The sequence below is a fragment of the Pseudomonas sp. KK18 genome (assembly GCF_037094675.1).
Taxonomy (GTDB): domain Bacteria; phylum Pseudomonadota; class Gammaproteobacteria; order Pseudomonadales; family Pseudomonadaceae; genus Aquipseudomonas.
Map to the genome: position 1 here is coordinate 5,352,852 of NZ_CP146605.1, position 20,790 is coordinate 5,373,641.

Annotated in this window: 20 protein-coding genes; 3 read left to right on the forward strand and 17 right to left on the reverse strand. The window is 61.9% G+C overall.

Going from position 1 to position 20,790, the window contains the following annotated elements; genetic code table 11:
• Positions 1-59: 59 nt before the first annotated feature.
• Together ccmB and ccmA are read right to left on the reverse strand one after the other, a co-directional pair.
• On the reverse strand, positions 60-728 hold the full coding sequence (gene ccmB, locus V6607_RS23975; protein ID WP_003210635.1) for a heme exporter protein CcmB: 669 nt from the start codon (positions 726-728) through the stop codon (positions 60-62).
• Positions 725-1,360: a cytochrome c biogenesis heme-transporting ATPase CcmA gene (gene ccmA / locus V6607_RS23980; protein ID WP_023659260.1), complete on the reverse strand. Its 636-nt coding sequence runs from the start codon at positions 1,358-1,360 to the stop codon at positions 725-727. Before ccmA ends, ccmB begins: the two co-directional genes overlap by 4 nt.
• Before the next feature lie 198 nt (positions 1,361-1,558).
• On the opposite strand from ccmA, the gene V6607_RS23985 reads away from it, so the two are divergent.
• The 3 genes from V6607_RS23985 (at position 1,559) to V6607_RS23995 (ending at position 4,859) form a co-directional block, all read left to right on the forward strand.
• On the forward strand, positions 1,559-3,142 hold the full coding sequence (locus tag V6607_RS23985) for a flagellar hook-length control protein FliK (protein WP_032899324.1): 1,584 nt from the start codon (positions 1,559-1,561) through the stop codon (positions 3,140-3,142).
• Positions 3,139-3,468 carry an EscU/YscU/HrcU family type III secretion system export apparatus switch protein gene (locus V6607_RS23990; protein WP_003210638.1) on the forward strand — a complete coding sequence of 110 codons (330 nt, stop codon included), beginning with the start codon at positions 3,139-3,141 and terminating at the stop codon, positions 3,466-3,468. Before V6607_RS23985 ends, V6607_RS23990 begins: the two co-directional genes overlap by 4 nt.
• A gap of 227 nt (positions 3,469-3,695) precedes the next feature.
• Complete coding sequence (locus V6607_RS23995; RefSeq protein ID WP_102369668.1) at positions 3,696-4,859, forward strand: hypothetical protein; 1,164 nt, start codon at positions 3,696-3,698, stop codon at positions 4,857-4,859.
• Positions 4,860-4,892: 33 nt separating this feature from the next.
• Here V6607_RS23995 and V6607_RS24000 read toward each other — a convergent pair whose 3' ends face one another.
• From V6607_RS24000 to flhB, 15 genes are all read right to left on the reverse strand, one after another.
• A complete protein-coding gene (locus tag V6607_RS24000; protein ID WP_003210640.1) occupies positions 4,893-5,288 on the reverse strand; it encodes a DUF2802 domain-containing protein in 396 nt (131 codons plus the stop codon).
• Positions 5,289-5,774, reverse strand: coding sequence for a chemotaxis protein CheW (locus tag V6607_RS24005; protein ID WP_003210641.1), 486 nt, complete (start codon positions 5,772-5,774; stop codon positions 5,289-5,291).
• 73 nt (positions 5,775-5,847) lie between these two features.
• The gene (locus V6607_RS24010) at positions 5,848-6,651 is read right to left on the reverse strand and encodes a CheW domain-containing protein (protein WP_003210642.1); all 804 of its coding nucleotides are present in this window, start codon (positions 6,649-6,651) and stop codon (positions 5,848-5,850) included.
• A 151-nt stretch (positions 6,652-6,802) separates the two neighbouring features.
• Positions 6,803-7,591 carry a ParA family protein gene (locus tag V6607_RS24015; RefSeq protein ID WP_003210643.1) on the reverse strand — a complete coding sequence of 263 codons (789 nt, stop codon included), beginning with the start codon at positions 7,589-7,591 and terminating at the stop codon, positions 6,803-6,805.
• A 51-nt stretch (positions 7,592-7,642) separates the two neighbouring features.
• Entirely contained in the window at positions 7,643-8,530 is an 888-nt protein-coding gene (gene motD, locus V6607_RS24020; RefSeq protein WP_003210644.1) for a flagellar motor protein MotD, read from the reverse strand.
• 15 nt (positions 8,531-8,545) lie between these two features.
• Positions 8,546-9,286 (reverse strand): flagellar motor protein, encoded by a 741-nt coding sequence (locus tag V6607_RS24025; protein ID WP_003210645.1) that lies wholly within the window; start codon positions 9,284-9,286, stop codon positions 8,546-8,548.
• Positions 9,286-10,407, reverse strand: a complete 1,122-nt coding sequence (locus V6607_RS24030) for a chemotaxis response regulator protein-glutamate methylesterase (RefSeq protein WP_008434810.1) — start codon at positions 10,405-10,407, stop codon at positions 9,286-9,288. The genes V6607_RS24025 and V6607_RS24030 overlap by 1 nt, the downstream gene beginning before the upstream one ends.
• Before the next feature lie 49 nt (positions 10,408-10,456).
• Positions 10,457-12,667: a chemotaxis protein CheA gene (locus V6607_RS24035; protein WP_134327107.1), complete on the reverse strand. Its 2,211-nt coding sequence runs from the start codon at positions 12,665-12,667 to the stop codon at positions 10,457-10,459.
• Positions 12,668-12,678: 11 nt separating this feature from the next.
• Positions 12,679-13,467, reverse strand: coding sequence for a protein phosphatase CheZ (locus tag V6607_RS24040; protein ID WP_003214538.1), 789 nt, complete (start codon positions 13,465-13,467; stop codon positions 12,679-12,681).
• Positions 13,468-13,485: 18 nt separating this feature from the next.
• A complete protein-coding gene (locus V6607_RS24045; protein ID WP_005790040.1) occupies positions 13,486-13,860 on the reverse strand; it encodes a chemotaxis response regulator CheY in 375 nt (124 codons plus the stop codon).
• Between the two features lie 170 nt (positions 13,861-14,030).
• Positions 14,031-14,771 carry an RNA polymerase sigma factor FliA gene (gene fliA, locus V6607_RS24050; RefSeq protein ID WP_008434817.1) on the reverse strand — a complete coding sequence of 247 codons (741 nt, stop codon included), beginning with the start codon at positions 14,769-14,771 and terminating at the stop codon, positions 14,031-14,033.
• Positions 14,768-15,601, reverse strand: coding sequence for a flagellar synthesis regulator FleN (fleN, locus tag V6607_RS24055; RefSeq protein WP_003192912.1), 834 nt, complete (start codon positions 15,599-15,601; stop codon positions 14,768-14,770). Before fleN ends, fliA begins: the two co-directional genes overlap by 4 nt.
• 120 nt (positions 15,602-15,721) lie before the next feature.
• On the reverse strand, positions 15,722-17,038 hold the full coding sequence (gene flhF, locus V6607_RS24060; protein ID WP_003214543.1) for a flagellar biosynthesis protein FlhF: 1,317 nt from the start codon (positions 17,036-17,038) through the stop codon (positions 15,722-15,724).
• 11 nt (positions 17,039-17,049) lie between these two features.
• Entirely contained in the window at positions 17,050-19,179 is a 2,130-nt protein-coding gene (gene flhA, locus V6607_RS24065) for a flagellar biosynthesis protein FlhA (protein ID WP_003214545.1), read from the reverse strand.
• Positions 19,180-19,653: 474 nt separating this feature from the next.
• Complete coding sequence (flhB, locus tag V6607_RS24070; protein WP_008430191.1) at positions 19,654-20,790, reverse strand: flagellar biosynthesis protein FlhB; 1,137 nt, start codon at positions 20,788-20,790, stop codon at positions 19,654-19,656.

The window sequence follows — 20,790 nt, forward strand, 5'->3', positions numbered from 1 at the left end:
TCGTTGCGAGAAGCTTAGGGTCTTTACTGGTTAAGGTTCTATCGCTTAACCAGACCTCATTATTCGCCGACGCTGATCTTCAGGCCAGCCGCTATAGCAAAGGGTGTCAGGGTTACCGCCAGGGCGGCCAGGCTGCCAAGCCACAGGAGGTAACCGGTCGCCGGCATGCCCTGGAGCGCGGCTTGCAACGCGCCGCTGCCCAGGATCAACACCGGGATATACAAAGGCAGGATCAGCAGGGCCAACAACAGGCCACCGCGTTTCAAACCGACGGTCAGTGCCGCACCTACGGCGCCCAGTAGACTGAGAACCGGCGTGCCAAGCAACAAGGAAAGGAGCAACACCGGCAGGCATTCGGTGGGCAACCCCAGCATCATCGCCAGCAGCGGCGCGAGCAATACCAGCGCCAGGCCGGAAAACGCCCAGTGTGCCAGTACCTTGGCCAATACCAGAAGTGGCAGGGGGTGCGACGAAAGGACCCACTGTTCGAGGGAACCGTCTTCAAAATCACTGCGAAACAGCCCGTCCAGCGAGAGCAGGACTGACAAAAGCGCCGCCACCCAGACCAGTCCCGGAGACAAGGTTTGCAACAGTTTAGTCTCGGGGCCCACCGCCAACGGGAACAGCGCGATCACAATCGCGAAGAACACCAGCGGGTTGGCCAATTCGGCCGGACGGCGACAGAGTAACCGCGCTTCGCGGGCGACCAACAGGGCAAATACGCTCATACCGCCCACCGGCCCAGGTCGAGGTCGCGGTAACCGGCAGGCATGCGCGTCAAGGTGTGGTGAGTGGTCAGGACAACCATGCCGCCCTGCTCGCAGTGCGCGGCAAGGTGTTCTTCCAATTGGGCAACGCCTTGTTTGTCGAGGGCGGTGAAGGGTTCGTCGAGAATCCATAGCGGCGGGCCGTCGAGATACAAACGGGCCAGGGCCACGCGGCGCTGCTGGCCGGCGGACAGGGTGTGGCAGGGAACGTCTTCGAAACCCTTGAGGCCAACCGCGGCCAGCGCCTGCCAGATCGCCTCGCGGCTGGCGGGATGATGCAGGGCGCTGAGCCAACTGAGGTTTTCTTCAGCGGTAAGCACATCCTTGATTCCGGCGGCGTGGCCGATCCAGATCAGGTTGCGCGCCAGCTCGGTGCGCTGCTCGTGCAACGGTTTGCCGTTGAGCCGCACTTCCCCCGCCGTCGGCTGCATCAGACCGGCCAGCAGGCGTAACAGGCTGGTCTTGCCGCTGCCGTTGGGGCCGCTGACCTGCACCATGTCGCCGCCCGCCAGACGCAGTTCGAGGTGTTCGAACAGCATCCGCAGGTCACGTTCACAGGCGAGCGCTACGGCTTCTAGAAGAGGGCTGGTCAAGAGATCGCGGGCCTTTACGGTTCAAGTCGGCGGTGGAACGGCCGTTAAAGAGATGCACATTAACTGCTTTGGCGACCGTTTTTAGAGAGCTGGATCAATCAGTTGTGTTGTTTTTAACGCTCTCTTTGAAGACGGGCGGCATTATACATGTGATGCCCTACTCTAAAGAGGGCAATTTCCCCTGAGACGGCGCGCACGATGACCGGTGAGATCAATCTTCCCACGCTCCCCCCGACGCTTCCGGCCGGGCCTGCGCCCGCGCCTGCAGCGGGCGAGTTGCTGAAACTGCTGGAGCCGCAGACCGGCCTGATCGACCCCGGAAAAACCGTAAATGCCGAGGTGCTGGCACTGAAACAAGGCGGCGATGCATTTCAGTTGCTGCTCAAGCTGACCCTGGAAGGCGGCCGGCAAACCCTGGTGCAGGCCAGCAGCAGCCAGCCGCTGCCGCTGGGTACCCAGGTGGAAGTCAGCCAGACGCCGTCGGGCAATTTGTCCATCAGCCTGCAGCAGGCCCTGAGTTCCAGCGTCGCCGCGCTGACGCGTATCGATACCAGCCAGTTACCGGTGGGCACCCTGCTGCAAGGCAAGGTGCTGACCACCCAGGCGCTGCCACAGGGCGCCAACCAGCCGGTGGTGTATCGCTCACTGGTGTCGGTGCTCAATAACGTCCTCAGCGGCGCGACCCTGACCGTCGAAAGCCCGCAGCCCTTGCGCGTCGGCAGCCTGCTCAGCGCCGTGGTGCAAAGTGCGCAGACCTTGAGCTTTGTACCGCTGAGCGGGCGCCAGGACCAATTGGCCGTGGCCCAGCAACTCTCCACCCAGCAAAGCCGCCAGGGCTCGCTGGACGTGGTGTTCACCGCGCTGCAAAGCCTGCCGGCGACCAGCAGCGACAGCACCGGGGCCGACCTGCGCGCCGCCGCCGAGCGTTTGCTCGCCGGCCTGCCCGACCTGGCCCAGGCCAGCAACCCCAAGGTGCTGGCGCAACTGATCCAGAACAGCGGGACCTTCCTCGAAGCCAAGTTGCTGGCCGGGCAAAACCCGCAGATACCGCCGCTGGACATGAAAGGCGCGCTGCTGCGCTTCGTCGCCGACCTGCTGCCATCCCTGCCCGCCAGCACCAATCTGAATGCGATCCTCGCTGCCAACACCCTGGCGCAATTGCTGCCCAGCTTCGTACGCAGCCCGCTGGGCACCCTCGGCCAGGTCGGCGCCAGGCAGGCGCCCGCAGGCTTTCCGCTGCCCGATCGGCTGATGCAACGCCTGGAAGGTGAAAGTGACCTGGAAAACCTGCTGCGCCTGGCCGCCGGGGCCATCTCCCGCCTGCAAAGCCATCAGCTGTCGAGCCTGGAGCAGACCGGTACCACCGCCGACGGCAAGCTCTTGACCACCTGGCAGCTGGAAATCCCCATGCGCACCTTGCAGGACATCGTGCCGTTGCAGGTCAAGTTCCAGCGGGAAGAACCGGCGCCCGACAAGGAACAGCCGGAACGCAAGGACAGCAAGGATCCCAAGCAAATGCTCTGGCGCGTGGAAATGGCGCTCGACATGGAGCCGCTCGGCCCGTTGCAGGTCCAGGCGCAACTGAGCCAGGGCAAACTGTCGAGCCAGTTGTGGGCGACCCGGCCCTTCACCGCCAGCCTGATCGAAAGCCACCTGGGCAGCCTGCGCGAGCGCCTGGTGTCGTCGGGACTCAACGTCGGCGACCTCGACTGCCACCTCGGCACCCCGCCACGGGGCCCGAAAACCGGGCTTGAACAACGCTGGGTGGATGAAACCGCATGAAAAACCCCAACCCGCCCCGCCAGGCCATCGCCCTCAAATACGACGGGCAACAAGCGCCGACCCTGACCGCCAAGGGCGACGATGCCCTGGCCGAAGCCATCCTCAAGCTGGCCCGGGAGAACGAAGTCCCGATTTACGAAAATGCCGAGCTGGTCAAATTACTGGCACGCATGGAGTTGGGCGACAGCATCCCGGAAGAGTTGTACCGCACCGTCGCCGAGATCATCGCGTTTGCCTGGACGCTGAAGGGCAAGTTCCCGGTGGGCTACGACCCGGACGCGGGGCCGGTGGAGCGGGATGTGACGGAAAGAGGCGACGATTATTAAGGTGGGAGCCGGCTGATCGTTCCCACGCTCTGCGTGGGAACGCCGCCTCGGACGCTCCGCGTCCAACCGGCGCTGCAACGTTCAAGTCTTGCGCAGGGGTGACGCGGAGCGTCACGGGATGCATTCCCCCGCAGAGCGTGGGAATGATCAGTTGCGGTGGGTGGTGTATAGCAATTATATCTTTCGAGGTATAGATTATCCCTAACCCGATAGTTCAGGATAAACCCATGAGCCCTACCCGCCCGATTCTCAGTCGAAAGCTACTCGCCGAAGCGCTCGCCCGTGATCTGGCAGGCGAGTCATTTGCCGACTACAGCTCCGGCATGTTCCTCGCGGCTCCGCGCCGTACCGGCAAGAGTACGTTCCTGCGCAACGACCTTATCCCCGAGTGCAAGGCCCGGGGCTGGCTGCCGGTGTACGTGGACCTGTGGATGAACCGCGAAGTCGACCCCGCCGAACTGATCTCCGGCGCTATCGGCAAAGCCCTGGGCGAGTTCGAAAGCGCAGTGAGCAAGGCGGCCAAGAAAGCCGGTATCGACAAGATCAGCCTGCTGCGCACCCTGAGTTGGGATTTCACCAAGCCTCAACTGCCCGCCGGCACCACGCTCAGCCACGCCCTAGACGTGCTGCACCAGGTCTCGGGGCAAATGATCGTGCTGATCGTGGACGAGGCCCAGCACGCCCTCAACAGCGAAGGCGGGGTGAACGCCATGTTCGCCCTCAAGGCGGCACGGGATCATCTCAACGGCAGCAGCACGGCCGATGGCCTGCGCCTGGTCTTCACCGGCTCCAGCCGGGACAAACTGGCCAACCTGGTACTCAAGAGCAAACAACCGTTCTTCGGCGCCCACATCACACCGTTCCCGCTGTTGAGCCGGGATTTCGTCGAGTTCGTGACGGACCTCTGGAACCAGCGCCTGGCCGCGACCAACCAGTTCAACCTGGAGGACATGGACTATGCCTTCCAGCTCGTTGGCCGGCGCCCGGAAATGCTCAACAAACTACTGACCGAAGTGAGCGTGGGTCTTGGCGAGGCCAGCAACCTTGGCGAGTTGCTGAGGACCGGGGCACTCAATCACCAGGCCGGCATCTGGAGCGACTACGAGAGCGCCTACAACGACCTCTCGCCGCTGCAACAGGCGGTACTTGAAGTGATGGGCGAACGAACCCTGGGCAAGCAGGCGTTCTCGCCTTTTGCGGAGAAAACCTTCCAGGATGTGAACCGCAAGCTGGAACAGGCCCAGGTCGAGCCGAACGCCAGCACACCAAACGTGCAGAAAGCACTGGAAGTGCTGCGGGAGAAGGAGTTGGTCTGGAAAGCCAACCGTGGTGAATATGCTTTGGAGGACTCGACCATGGCCGAATGGCTGAGCAACCGGCACCGGCTATAAGCTGCAAGCAATAGCGCTTGCAGCTCGTAACCTTCAGCTGTCCTTGTGCAACCGGCTCATCAACTGCGCTTCAGCCTGGGTCAACCCGCAGGACTGGGTCAGCTCATCCACCGTGGCGCCCATGCCCACCAGCTTCGCCGCCTGGGCGAATGAGAGGCTCGACGGGTCACGCTGCTCGAGTGCCGACAGCTTGTCCGGCAACGGCGCCAGCACCGAACGCAGCTCGTGCACTTCATCACCCACACGCACCGCACTTTGCTGGAAGTGGTCGACCCGCTTGGCCAGCTCCAGGATCCGCCGGTCGCGCACAGCGTCGCGCTCGACTTGTCGAGTGGCCAATTCCCGTTGCTGGCGAACATAACGCAGCAGGAAGCCCAGGGTCCCGGCCCAAAGGATGGCCAGGACGATCACCGCTACCTCAAGAAACAATCAGATATTCTCCAGGTCCTGCCACTCTTCTTCGCTCATCATCTTGTCCAGCTCAACCAGAATCAGCAGTTCGCCGTTCTTGTTGCAGACACCCTGGATGAACTTGGCCGATTCTTCGTTGCCGACGTTCGGCGCAGTCTCGACTTCGGATTGGCGCAGGTAAACCACTTCCGCCACGCTGTCGACCATGATCCCGACCACTTGCTTGTCGGCTTCGATGATCACGATGCGGGTGTTGTCGTTGACTTCGGTCGGCACCAGGCCAAAACGCTGGCGGGTGTCGATCACGGTCACCACGTTGCCGCGCAGGTTGATGATGCCCAGCACATAGCTTGGGGCACCCGGAACCGGAGCGATTTCGGTGTAGCGCAGCACTTCCTGCACACGCATCACGTTGATGCCGTAGGACTCGTTGTCCAGCTTGAAGGTGACCCATTGCAGGATTGGATCATCCACCAGACCTTGTGCGGACACTGACTTGTTCATACTCCAGACCCCTTCAAATACCGTTGGTTACGGTGTGTGTTCTTGGGCAGCGCCGTAGCGCTGCTGCTTGTTATCAAGTGCGTTTGTTCAGCGGCATGGCTTTTACCGCGCCGCTGGCAATCAACTCCGCCAGTTCGGCGACATCCAGCAACGCGCACATGTGTTCGATCACAGTGCCCGCCAGCCATGGCCGCTGGCCCCGGTGGCTGCGCCATTTGATTTCGTTCGGGTCCAGGCGCAATGAGCGGCTGACCTGATGCACCGCCAGCCCCCACTCGTAGCCCTGGACCGAAATAACGTATTGCAGGCCCTGGCGGAAGTCATCGCGGTAGCGGTCGGGCATCACCCAACGCGCGGTGTCCAATACCTTCAAGTTGCCCTGCTGGCTCGGCAGGATCCCGAGGAACCAATCCGGCTGGCCGAACAACGGCGTCAACTCCTGGCCTTCCAGGGAGTAGATCGACCCCAGGCACACCAGCGGCACCGCCAGGGTCAGCCCGGCGACATCGAACAGCAAACATTCGAACGGCTCCGCAGCCCACACCGGGCGACCGTCGCCCTGTACCGGCGGCGGCGTGATGCTCGGCGGGAGGTGAACCTCAACCACCGGCTCCACCACTACAGGCGCAATCACCACAGGCTCGACGGGCACAGCAACCGGTACAGGAACTGCTACGGGAACCACCAACGCATCACGGGCCTGTTCTTCCAGGACCGCCAACTGAAACTCGTCCAGGGCAGCAGGTTCAGGCTCGATGACTTCATCGAGGATCAGAATCGGTTCCGGCATGTCCTCGGTGGCGTCCTGGAGCAAGGCGTCCAGGTAGGACTCCAGCGCCAGTTGCGGCCGGGTCTTGAAATCAACGGGACGGTTCATCTGTATGCCCACGCGCAAGCCCCATCAACCCTGTATTCAGAGGTTATCGGCCTGTGAGTGTCCGGACTTGAATCGAGAGCCGGTTTGGTCAGGAAAACCGCGGCGTCTGCATCGCTGGCAAGCCAGGCTCCTACAGGGCTGTTTATGATCATCACGCCACCTGCGCCACAAGTTGCTGGGACAACAGGTGCTTGAGCAACGCCCGATACGCCAGCACCCCACGGCTCTTGCCGTCGAACTGCGACGGCGTCAGCCCTGCCCGGCTCGCATCCCGCAGGCGCGTGTCCACCGGGATGTAGCCTTGCCAGATGGTGTCCGGATAAGCATCGCGCAATACCCGCAAGGTGCCGAGGGACGCCTGGGTACGGCGGTCAAACAGGGTCGGCACGATGCTGAACGGCAGCGCTTGCTTGCGCGAGCGGTTGATCATCGCCAGGGTGCTGACCATGCGCTCCAGGCCCTTGACGGCCAGGTGCTCGGTCTGCACCGGGATCACCAGCTGTTGGCTGGCGGCCAGGGCGTTGACCATCAGCACGCCGAGCAACGGCGGGCTGTCGATGATCGCGTAGTCGAAGTCCTGCCACAGCTGCGCCAGGGTCTTTGCGATCACCAGGCCCAGGCCGCTCTGCCCCGGCGACTGGCGCTCAAGGGTGGCCAGGGCGGTGCTGGACGGCAACAGCGAGATCTTTTCATTGCTGGTAGGCAGCAACAGTTGCCCCGGCAAGTCGGCCGGCACGCTGCCCTTGTGCAGGAACAGGTCGTAGCAACTGTGTTCCAGGGCATCCGGGTCATAGCCGAAATAGCTGGTCATGGAGCCGTGGGGGTCCAGGTCGACCACGACCACACGCTTGCCGGCCTCGGCCAGCAAGCCGGCCAAGGCGATGGACGTGGTGGTTTTACCGACACCACCCTTTTGATTGGCAACTGCCCAGACTCTCATTCGGATTGTTCCTCCCGGCAGGCACAGGCTCGACCGAGAAATTGCATGGGGTTATAGAGCCGGTGACGGAGAATTGACGGCACTCCCGCGAACCGGCGCCTTTACGGGCGCTGGTGCAGTTTGTGTGCCAGCCCGCTTCAAGGCGGCATCCGGTGTTGCATTGGCAGTGCCGGTACCGGTCAGGCTGCGGCGTACGTCCAGGTTGCGCGACACCACCAGCACCACCCGTCGGTTGCGCGCACGGCCTTCCGCCGTGGCGTTATTGGCCACCGGCTGGAACTCGCCGTAACCCACCGACGCCAGGCGCCCGGGGTTCACACCCTGCATCGCGAGCATTCGTACAATACTCGCCGCCCGGGCCGAAGACAGCTCCCAGTTGGTCGGGTACTGCGCGGTACTGATCGGCAGGTTATCGGTAAAGCCTTCAACGTGGACCGGGTTTTCAAACGGCTTCAGGATCGCCGCCACCTTGTCGATGATGGTAAACGCCTGGTCGCTGGGCATTGCATCGGCACTGGCGAACAGCAGGCTGGAATTGAGTTCGATCTCGACCCACAACTCATTGCCGCGCACGGTCATCTGGTTGGAGCTGATCAGGTCGCCAAAGGCCGCGCTGATGTTATCGGCGATGCTTTTCAGCGGGTCGCTGGTGCCACCAATGCCGGCGGCGGTTTCATCGCTGTCGTTGACCAGCGGCTTGGCCGGGGTCACGGTCTTGGGGCGTTCTTCGCCAATGGGTATCGGTTTGAGGGCGCGGTCAGCGTCGTTGAACACGCCAATCAGCGCCTGGGAAATGACTTTGTACTTGCCTTCGTTGATCGAGGAAATGGAGTACATCACCACAAAAAACGCGAACAGCAACGTAATGAAGTCGGCGTAGGACACCAGCCAGCGTTCATGGTTGACGTGTTCTTCAGGCTCGCGGCGGCGACGGCTCACAACAAATACCTCCCATCAATCCATGAAGCCCTGGAGCTTCAATTCGATGGAGCGCGGGTTTTCACCCTCGGCAATCGAGAGGATGCCTTCGAGCAACATCTCGCGATAACGCGACTGGCGCAGGGCGATCGACTTGAGCTTGCTGGCCACCGGCAACAACACCAGGTTGGCACTGGCCACGCCGTAGATGGTGGCGACGAACGCCACGGCAATCCCGCTGCCCAGTTGCGACGGATCGGCCAGGTTGCCCATCACGTGGATCAAGCCCATCACCGCACCGATGATGCCGATGGTCGGCGCGTAGCCGCCCATGCTTTCAAAGACTTTGGCAGCGTTGATGTCGCGGCTTTCCTGGGTGTAGAAGTCCACTTCGAGGATGCTGCGAATCGCTTCCGGCTCGGCGCCGTCCACCAGCAGTTGCAGGCCTTTGCGGGCGTAGCTGTCGGGCTCGGCATCGGCCACGCCTTCCAGCCCGAGCAGGCCTTCCTTGCGCGCCGTGAGGCTCCAGTTGACCACGCGGTCGATGCCGCCCGGCAAGTCGACACGCGGCGGGAAAATAATCCAGATGAGGATCTGCATCGCGCGCTTGAACGAACTCATGGGCGACTGCAACAACGCCGCGCCCACGGTGCCGCCGATCACGATCAACGCCGCCGGGCCGTTGGCCAGGGCACCCAGGTGGCCGCCTTCGAGGTAGTTGCCGCCGATAATCGCGACAAACGCCATGATGATGCCAATCAGGCTCAATACATCCATCAGAGGCAAGCCTCCACCAGGTGCTTGCCGATGTCGTCCAGGCTGTAGACGGCGTCGGCCAGGTCGGCCTTGACGATGGCCATGGGCATGCCATAGATCACGCAGCTGGCTTCATCCTGGGCCCAGATCGCGCTGCCGCCCTGCTTGAGCAGGCGCGCGCCTTCACGGCCATCGGCGCCCATGCCGGTCAACACCACCGCCAAAACTTTGTCGCCGTAGGATTTGGCCGCGGAACCGAAGGTGATATCCACACACGGCTTGTAGTTCAGGCGTTCGTCACCCGGCAGGATTTTGATCGCACCACGGCCATCGACCATCATTTGCTTGCCACCGGGGGCCAGCAGCGCCAGACCCGGACGCAGGATGTCGCCATCCTCGGCTTCCTTGACGCTGATGCGGCACAGCTTGTCCAGGCGCTCGGCGAACGCCTTGGTGAACGCGGCCGGCATGTGCTGGATCAACACGATCGGCGCCGGGAAGTTGGCCGGCAATTGGGTCAACACCCGCTGCAAGGCCACCGGGCCGCCGGTGGACGTACCGATGGCCACCAGTTTGTAGGCCTTGCGCTTGGGCGCAGGTGAATGTGCGGCGGGCGCAGCCGTACGCACCGGGGCGGCGGCCGGGCGCGCAACCGGTGCAGGCGCCGGGCGACCAAAGGTGCTCGGGGCGGCCGGTGGCGGCGTAACGGGTGCGGGCGCCGGCGCACTGAACAGGCTGCGACGGTTACTGCGGGAGATGCTGTGCACCTTCTCGCAGAGCATCTGCTTGACCTTCTCGGGGTTGCGCGAGATGTCTTCGAAATTCTTCGGCAGGAAGTCCACCGCGCCGGCATCCAGCGCATCCAGGGTCACCCGGGCGCCTTCGTGAGTCAGCGAAGAGAACATCAACACCGGCGTCGGGCAGCGCTGCATGATGTGCCGCACCGCCGTGATGCCGTCCATCATCGGCATCTCGTAGTCCATGGTGATCACGTCCGGCTTGAGGGCCAGGGCCTGATCGATCGCCTCTTTGCCGTTGGTGGCCGTGCCGACCACCTGGATATTGGAATCCGATGAAAGAATTTCCGAGACGCGGCGGCGGAAGAAACCCGAATCGTCCACCACCAGGACCTTGACTACCATAAACACTCCGTTAGGCCGGGCGAGGGACAACCGCCCTGCCCGGGCCGAATCAAATACGCCGTGCGGCGTAACGCTTGAGCATGCTCGGAACATCCAGAATCAGCGCGATCCGACCGTCACCGGTAATGGTCGCACCCGACATGCCCGGGGTTCCCTGCAGCATTTTGCCCAAAGGCTTGATGACCACTTCTTCCTGGCCCACCAGTTGATCGACCACGAAGCCGATACGCTGGGTGCCCACGGAAAGAATCACCACATGGCCTTCGCGCTGCTCTTCATGCTTGGCCGAAGCCACCAGCCAGCGCTTGAGGTAGAACAGCGGCAACGCCTTGTCGCGCACGATCACCACTTCCTGGCCGTCCACCACGTTGGTGCGCGACAGGTCGAGGTGGAAGATTTCGTTGACGTTGACCAGCGGGAAGGCGAACGCCTGGTTGCCCAGCATCACCATCAGGGTCGGCATGATCGCCAGGGTCAACGGCACCTTGATGACGATCTTCGAGCCCTGGCCCTTGGTCGAGTAGATGTTGATCGAGCCGTTGAGCTGGCTGATCTTGGTCTTCACCACGTCCATGCCCACGCCACGGCCCGACACGTCGGAAATCTCGGTCTTGGTGGAGAAGCCCGGGGCGAAGATCAGGTTGTAACACTCGGTGTCGGTGAGGCGGTCGGCGGCGTCCTTGTCCATCACCCCACGCTTGACTGCAATGTTGCGCAGTACCGTGGGGTCCATGCCTTTGCCGTCATCAGTGATCGACAGCAGGATATGGTCGCCTTCCTGTTCGGCCGCCAGGATCACTTTGCCCTGGCGGTTCTTGCCCGAGGCTTCGCGCTCTTCCGGCGTCTCGACACCGTGGTCGACCGCGTTGCGCACCAAGTGGACCAGCGGGTCGGCCAGGGCCTCGACAAGGTTTTTGTCGAGGTCGGTTTCTTCACCCACCAGTTCCAGGTTGATCTCTTTCTTGAGCTGGCGTGCCAGGTCGCGAACCAGGCGCGGGAAACGGCCGAAGACTTTCTTGATCGGCTGCATCCGGGTCTTCATGACGGCGGTCTGCAAGTCTGCGGTGACCACGTCGAGGTTCGACACGGCCTTTTGCATGGCCTCGTCGCCACTGTTCAGGCCCAGGCGCACCAGGCGGTTACGCACCAGCACCAGTTCGCCGACCATGTTCATGATGTCGTCCAGGCGCGCGGTATCAACCCGCACGGTGGTTTCGGCTTCACTGGCCGGTTGCTTGTCCGGGGCCGGGGCAGCCGTGGCAGCCCGGGCCGGTGCTGGAGCCGGAGCCGGAGCCGCTTTCGCTGCGACAGGCGCGGCAGCCTTGGCGGCAGGAGCCGGTGTTGCGACAGCCGCGGCAGCAGCCGGTGCAGCAGCGCCGACCACTTCGGTGAACTTGCCCTTGCCGTGCAGTTCATCCAGCAGGGCTTCGAATTCGTGATCGGAGATCAGTCCATCGGCGGCCGGCGCAGCAGCGGGTGCCGCAGGCGCGGCGGCCGTTGCGGCGACTTCCGGCAGAGCCTCGGCGGCAAACGAGCCTTTGCCGTGCAACTGGTCCAGCAGCGCTTCAAATTCGTCGTCGGTGATTTCATTGCTGACGGGCGCCGCGGCTTCCGTTGGCGCTGGCGCTGCGGCCACCGCGTCCGGGGCAAACTGGCCCTTGCCGTGCAACTGGTCGAGCAACGACTCGAACTCGGCGTCAGTAATGTCTTCGGTGGTCGGCACCATGGCCGGCGCACTGGCTGCCGGCGCTTCGGCTTCGGCCTTGACGGCGTTCAGCGAGTCCAGCAGTTGTTCAAATTCGCTGTCGGTCACGTCGCCCGCAGGCTCGGCAACCGGCTCAGCCACCGCTTCCACCACGGGAGCGTTGGCCGCAGGTTCCGCCAGGCGCGCCAGAGCGGCCAGCAGTTCCGGCGTGGCGGCAGTGATCGGTGCGCGCTCGCGCACTTCACTGAACATGCCGTTGACCGCGTCCAGTGCTTCCAGGATCACGTCCATCAGTTCCGAGTCGACGTGCCGCTCACCCTTGCGCAGGATGTCGAACACGTTCTCGGCGATGTGACAGCACTCCACCAGCTCGTGGAGCTGGAGGAAGCCGGCGCCCCCTTTTACAGTATGAAAACCGCGAAAAATTGCATTGAGCAGGTTCGCATCATCCGGTCGGCTTTCCAGCTCGACCAGTTGTTCGGACAGTTGCTCTAAAATTTCGCCGGCCTCTACAAGGAAATCCTGAAGGATTTCTTCATCGGCGCCGAAGCTCATGGGTGTGCTCCTTAGAAGCCTAAACTGGACAGCAAATCGTCTACGTCGTCTTGCCCGGATACAACGTCTTCACGTTTATCGGCATGAATCTGCGGACCTTCACCCTTGGCGAGGTGTTTTTGTGGATCTTTTTCAGAAAGGATCGCTGCGCGGTCATGTTCGATGCCGGCAAACCGGTCGACCTGGCCCGCCATCAACACCAGTTTGAGCAGGTTGCTTTCCACTTCGGTGACCAGTTGGGTCACACGCTTGATCACCTGACCGGTGAGGTCCTGGTAATCCTGGGCCAGCAGAATGTCATTGAGGTTGCTGGAAACCGTGCGGTTTTCCTGCTCGCTGCGGGACAAAAAGCCCTCGACCCGACGCGCCAGCTCACGAAACTCCTCAGCGCCCACTTCCCGACGCATGAACCGGCCCCAGTCAGTGCTCAGGGCCTTGGCTTCACTGGCCATACCGTTGACCAGAGGCGTGGCGTTTTCCACCAGGTCCATGGTGCGGTTGGCCGCCGCCTCAGTCAGCCTGACCACGTAGGACAGGCGTTCGGTGGCATCCGTGATCTGCGAGATTTCCTCAGCCTGGGGCATGTGCGGGTCAATCTGAAAATTGACTATCGCACTGTGCAACTCACGGGTGAGCTTGCCCACTTCCTGGTACAGGCCGCGGTCACGGGTCTGGTTGAGCTCATGGATTAACTGCACCGCGTCGCCGAACTGGCCTCTTTCAAGGCTTTCGACGAGTTGATGAGCATGTTTTTTCAGGGTCGACTCAAAGTCGGCCTGCGATGATTCTTTATGCTCCATAGCTCCCCCGTGGCAGCATCAATGACCGATGCGTTCGAAGATCTTTTCGATCTTCTCTTTCAAGGCCAGTGCAGTGAATGGCTTGACCACGTAGCCGTTGACCCCGGCCTGGGCGGCTTCGATGATCTGTTCACGCTTGGCTTCAGCGGTCACCATCAGCACAGGCAGGCTGCGCAGTTTTTCATCAGCGCGCACGTGGCGCAGCAGATCGATACCGGTCATGCCCGGCATGTTCCAGTCCGTTACCAGAAAGTCGATGCTCCCGCTGTTGAGGATCGGAATCGCCGTAATACCGTCATCCGCCTCGACCGTGTTAGTGAACCCAAGGTCACGCAACAGGTTTTTTATGATCCGCCGCATCGTTGAGAAGTCATCAACGATGAGGATTTTCATGTTCTTGTCCAATTCGACCTCCAAGCAGTCTTAAACGCGCCCAGCACCTGGGCGCGCCATATCAATCAACAGGCGTTACACAAAAAGGACTACCGGGGGCGCACCACGGGCCAAGCCCGTCCGGGCGCAGGGCCTGGACGGTATCGTTCGCAGTGTCCCCACACTGCCTGTCAGCGCGCTCGCCACTCTCCCAAACGCCCCCGCAAGCGGGCCGCGCACTGGCTGTGTAACTGGCTGACCCGCGATTCGCTGACCCCCAGGACCTCACCGATTTCCTTGAGGTTCAGCTCTTCGTCGTAGTACAGCGCCAACACCAGTCGCTCACGCTCCGGCAAATTGGCTATCGCGTCCGCCAGCGCGCTCTGGAAGCGTTCATCTTCCAGGTCCCGTGACGGTTCGAGATGGGCACTCGCGCCGTCCTCGTGCAGCCCTTCATGTTCGCCATCCTGTAAAAGGTCGTCGAAACTGAACAGCCGGCTGCCCAAGGTATCGTTCAAAATCCCGTAGTAATCGTCGAGACTCAATTGGAGTTCGGCCGCAACTTCATGATCTTTAGCGTCGCGACCGGTTTTTGCTTCAATTGAGCGAATTGCGTCACTCACCATCCGCGTATTGCGGTGCACTGATCGCGGCGCCCAATCACCTTTACGCACTTCATCGAGCATGGCCCCACGGATACGGATACCCGCGTATGTCTCGAAACTCGCGCCCTTGCTCGCGTCGTACTTGGTCGACACTTCAAGCAGGCCGATCATCCCGGCCTGGATCAAGTCTTCGACCTGCACGCTGGCAGGCAAGCGCGCCAGCAGGTGATAGGCAATGCGCTTGACCAGGGGCGCATAGCGCTCGATCAATTCGACTTGACTGTCACGTGCCGACTTCTTGTAAAGGTTGTAGCCGCTGGCTGTCATAGCACCGGTCCTGCGCTCGTCTGATGCACCAATCGCTCGACGAAAAACTCCAGATGCCCCCGGGGATTGGCGGGCAACGGCCAGGTATCGACCTTCTGGGCAATAGCCTTGAACGCCAATGCGCACTTCGAACGAGGGAACGCTTCATAGACCGCACGCTGCTTTTGCACGGCCTTGCGCACACACTCGTCGTAAGGAACTGCGCCAACGTATTGTAAGGCGACATCGAGGAAGCGATCCGTGACCTTGGTCAACTTGGCGAACAGATTCCGCCCTTCCTGCGGGCTTTGGGCCATGTTGGCCAGCACGCGGAAGCGGTTCATGCCGTAGTCGCGGTTGAGCAGTTTGATCAGGGCGTAGGCGTCGGTGATCGAGGTGGGTTCGTCGCACACCACCAGCAACACTTCCTGGGCTGCGCGCACGAAGCTGACCACGGATTCGCCTATCCCGGCGGCGGTGTCGATCACCAGCACGTCGAGGTTGTCGCCGATGTCGCTGAACGCCTGAATCAGGCCGGCATGTTGCGCCGGGCTCAGGTGCACCATGCTCTGGGTGCCGGAAGCGGCCGGCACGATGCGAATCCCGCCGGGGCCTTGCAACAGTACGTCGCGCAGCTCACAGCGGCCTTCGATGACATCGGCCAGGGTATGTTTGGGCGTCAGTCCCAGCAGAACGTCGACGTTCGCCAGCCCCAGGTCAGCATCCAGCAGCATGACGCGACGGCCAAGCTCTGCCAGGGCCAGGGACAAATTCACTGACACGTTAGTTTTTCCGACGCCACCTTTGCCGCCGGTCACCGCGATCACCTGTACGGGATGCATGCTGCCCATTTTATTTCTTTACCTTGTCTTGCTTAGACGCAGGCTACATAAGTTGGCCGCGCGAACTGCTGGCAGGCCATCGATGTAGATACTTTTCACTGTCATTTTTAAATAGAAAGCCATGATGCCTCAGCCAACTCGCTTGTTCGGGCTGTGGTAGAGGTCAGCAAACATGTCAGCCATAGCTTCCTCACTGGGTTCTTCCTGCATTTGCACGCTGACAGCCCGGCTGACCAACTGATGACGGCGCGGCAGATGCAGATCATCCGGGATCCGCGGCCCGTCGGTCAGGTAGGCGACCGGTAATTCATGACTGATTGCCAGGCTCAATACTTCGCCCAGGCTTGCCGTCTCATCCAGTTTAGTCAGGATGCAACCCGCCAGCCCGCAGCGCTTGTAGCTGTGGTAGGCGGCGGTCAATACCTGCTTCTGGCTGGTAGTGGCAAGCACCAAATAGTTTCTGGATTTGATCCCGCGCCCGGCCAGGCTTTCCAGCTGCATGCGCAGGGCCGGGTCGCTGGCTTGCAGGCCGGCGGTGTCGATCAGCACCACGCGCTTGCGCAGCAATGGGTCGAGGGCGTTGGCCAGGGACTGGCCCGGGTCGACGTGGGTCACCGGCACATTGAGGATGCGGCCCAGGGTCTTGAGTTGTTCCTGGGCGCCGATGCGGTAGCTGTCCATGCTCACCAGCGCGATGTTCTGGGCGCCGTACTTGAGCACGTAACGTGCGGCCAGCTTGGCCAGGGTGGTGGTCTTGCCCATGCCGGCCGGGCCGACCATGGCAATCACACCGCCTTCTTCCAGGGGTTCGATTTCCGGGGTGACGATCATCCGCGCCAGGTGGGCCAGGAGCATGCGCCAGGCCTGGCGAGGTTCTTCAATTTGCGTGGTCAGTTGCAGCAGGTCGCGGGACAACGGGCCGGACAGGCCAATGCGTTGCAGGCGACGCCACAGGTTGGCCTGTTGTGGCTGGCTGCCCTGCAACTGGTTCCAGGCCAGCGAACCCAGCTGCACTTCCAGCAGTTCACGCAGGCCGTTGAGTTCGAAACGCATCGAGTCGAACACCCGCTGGTCTACCGCCGGCGCCGGGGCTGGCGCAGCAGGACGCGGTGGTTCAACAAAAGTCGGCTCTACCAGCGGCTCGGACGCGGTCAACGGCAGCCCGGCAAACAGCTGGCGATTGGTGGAGGCGTCGCTGTCGCCACGCATGCTCAGTTCAGCCTGGGCCGAGACAATGCGCGAAGCGGTCTTGCGCAGCTCGTCTTCCAGTTCCATGTTCGGCACGCGCGGCGCCAGGGCCGAGGGTTTGTAATCCAGGGCAGCCGTCAGCTCCACACCGCCGGCAATACGACGGTTACCGATAATCGCAGCGTCGGCGCCCAACTCATCACGTACCAGTTTCATGGCCTGACGCATATCGGCGGCGAAAAAACGCTTCACTTGCATATCCCACTACCTCAGCCGTTGGGCCCTACTGTCGCGACGATAGTCACTTGCTTATTGTCAGGAATTTCCTGGTAAGCCAATACGTGCAAATTCGGTATAGCCAGGCGTCCAAACCGCGACAACATCGCCCGGACGGGGCCAGCCACCAGCAGGATCACCGGATGGCCTTCCATTTCCTGGCGCTGCGCGGCCTCGATCAACGAACGCTGCAGCTTCTCTGCCATGCTTGGCTCCAGCAACACGCCCTCATCAGCGCCCTGCCCAGCCTTCTGAATACTATTGAGCAATATTTGTTCCAACCTTGGTTCCAAGGTGATAACAGGCAGCTCGGAGTCAAGCCCTACAATGCTTTGGACGATTGCACGCGACAATCCGACGCGCACTGCGGCCACCAGGGCGGCAGTATCTTGACTCTTGGCGGCATTGTTGGCGATAGCTTCGGCAATGCTGCGAATGTCCCGCACCGGCACCTGCTCGGCCAACAGCGCTTGCAGCACCTTGAGCAGTTGCGAGGTGGACAGCACACCCGGTACCAGCTCTTCGGCGAGTTTTGGCGAGGCCTTGGCCAGCAATTGCAAGAGTTGCTGGACTTCTTCGTGGCCAATCAGCTCGTGGGAGTGCTTGTACAGAATCTGGTTGAGGTGGGTGGCGACCACAGTGCTGGCGTCGACCACGGTGTAGCCCAGCGACTGCGCCTGGCTGCGCTGGCTGATTTCGATCCATACCGCTTCCAGGCCAAAAGCCGGATCTTTGGCGGTAATCCCGTTGAGGCTGCCAAACACCTGGCCCGGGTTGATCGCCAGTTCGCGGTCCGGGTAGATCTCGGCCTCGGCCAGAATCACCCCCATCAGGGTCAGGCGGTAGGCGCTCGGGGCCAGGTCGAGGTTGTCGCGAATGTGCACGGTGGGCATCAGGAAGCCCAGGTCCTGGGACAACTTCTTGCGCACACCCTTGATCCGCGCCAGCAATTGCCCGCCCTGGTTGCGATCCACCAGGGGAATCAGGCGGTAGCCGACTTCCAGGCCGATCATGTCGATCGGGGTCACGTCGTCCCAGCCCAGCTCCTTGGTTTCCAGGGCGCGGGCCGGCGATGGCAGCAGTTCCTGCTGGCGCGCCACTTCCTGCTGGGCAATCACCTTGATGTTGTTTTGTTTTTTCCAGAACAGGTAGGCACCGCCGGCGGCCATGGCGGCCATGCTCAGGAACGAGACATGGGGCATGCCCGGCACGATGCCCATGATCGCCATGATGCCTGCCGCCACCGCCAGCGCCTTGGGCGAGGCAAACATCTGCCGGCTGATCTGCTTGCCCATGTCTTCGGAGCCCGAAGCACGGGTCACCATGATCGCCGCAGCTGTAGATAACAACAGTGATGGCAATTGCGCCACTAAACCGTCACCGATGGTCAGCAGGGCGTAAACCTTGCCGGCGTCGCCGAAGGTCATGCCGTGCTGGAAGATGCCGACCGCCATGCCGCCGATCAGGTTGATAAACAGAATCAACAGGCCGGCGATGGCGTCGCCGCGCACGAATTTGCTGGCACCGTCCATGGAACCGTAGAACTCGGCTTCCTGGGCGACTTCAAGGCGACGGGCCTTGGCCTGGTTCTGGTCGATCAGGCCGGCGTTGAGGTCGGCGTCGATCGCCATCTGCTTGCCGGGCATCGCGTCGAGGGTAAAACGCGCGCTCACCTCGGAAATCCGCCCGGCGCCCTTGGTCACGACCACGAAGTTGATGATCATCAAGATCGCAAAAACCACGATACCGACCACGTAGTTACCGCCGATCACCACCTCGCCGAAGGCCTGGATCACCTTGCCCGCGGCGGCGTGGCCGTCCTGGCCGTGGAGCATTACCACCCGTGTGGAAGCCACGTTAAGCGCCAGCCGCAGCAGGGTGGCGATCAGCAGGATGGTCGGGAATACCGCGAAATCCAGCGGCCGCAGGGCGTATACGCACACCAGCAACACGACGACCGACAGCGCAATGTTGAAGGTGAAGAACACATCCAGCAGGAACGGCGGCATCGGCAACATCATCATTGCCAGCATCACCAGCAGCAACAACGGCACACCCAGATTGCCTCGCGAGAGGTCAGTCAGGGTGCCACGGGCCGTGCTGAGCATTTGAGAGCGATCCACCGGTATTCCTCGTTTCCTTGAAGCAAACTTTTGACGCCGGGAAGCGTCCTGGAGGCGGTATTGCAAGAAGCCTTCCAACTTTTGCTTGAGGAAGCAGATCGGTCTCACGAACAGCGAAGGGCTACCGCCGTACACACATCACCTGTGGCGAGGGAGCTTGCTCCCGCTGGGCTGCGCAGCAGCCCCGGAACGGCTTGCGCGCTTTGCCTGATTCACCGCGGTAGCTTTATTGGGGGCGCTTCGCACCCCAGCGGGAGCAAGCTCCCTCGCCACGCTGATTGAGGTAGCGCCCTCGCCCGCGACTTACACGGTGCGAGATGCAATTGCGGGAACGCTCAGGGGGATTTTTGTTGTTTGGGCGGACGCCTTCGCGAGCAAGCCCGCTCCCACATTTGACCGCGTTTCTACAGGATATACACGGTCAAATGTGGGAGCGGGCTTGCTCGCGAAGAGGCCAGGAGGGACGCTACAAAATCAGGAATCCCGACGCAAATCCGGCGGAATCGGCAGGTCTTTGAGCGGATCCGGCCGCTTGCCCTTGCCCGCCCGGTACTGGCGGATCTGATACACGTACGCCAACACCTGAGCCACCGCCAGATACAACCCGGCCGGAATTTCCTGATCCAGGTCGGTGGAGTAGAAGATCGACCGCGCCAACTCCGGCGATTCCAGCAGCAGGATGTCATTGGCTACCGCAATCTCGCGGATTTTCAACGCCGTGAAATCACTGCCCTTGGCCAGCAACATCGGCGCCCCACCCTTCTCCGGGTCGTACTTGAGCGCCACGGCGTAGTGGGTCGGGTTGGTGATGACCACATCGGCATCGGGCACCGAGGCCATCATCTTGCGCTGGGACATCTCGCGCTGCAGCTGGCGAATCCGCTGTTTGACCTCGGGCCGGCCTTCCTGGTCCTTGTGCTCGTCGCGCACTTCCTGCTTGGTCATCAGCAGTTTCTTGTGGCTTTCCCACAGCTGGATCGGCGCATCCACCGCAGCAATGATGATCAGCCCGCAGGCCATCCACAGCGAGCTCCAGCCCACCACTTGCACACTGTGGATGATCGCCAGCTCGATCGGCTCATGGGCGATGCGCAGCAGGTCGTCGATGTCGGACGACAACACCGTCAACGCCACAAACAGGATCAGGATGAACTTGGCCAAGGCCTTGAGCAGTTCCACCAGGGCCTTGGTGGAAAACATCCGCTTGAGCCCGGCCGCCGGGTTCATCCGGCTGAATTTGGGCGCCAGGCTGCCGGCGGCAAACAGCCAGCCGCCGAGGGAAATCGGGCCGATCAGGGCCGCCAGCAACAAGGTGATGAGGATCGGCTGCACCGCGAGGATCGCGATCTTGCCCGAGTGCAGCAGGTACAAGCCCATGGCGCCCGGGCTCAGCAGCACGTCGCGGGGCAGGGAGAAATTCAGGCGCATCAACTCCATCAGGTCCAGGGCCAGGCCACCGCCATAGATCAGCAGGCCGCCGGAACCGGCGAGCATGATCGCCAGGGTGTTGAGCTCTTTGGAGCGGGCAATCTCGCCCTTTTCCCGGGAGTCCTTTTTACGTTTCTCCGTGGGGTCTTCTGTCTTGTCCTGGCCACTCTCGCTCTCGGCCAT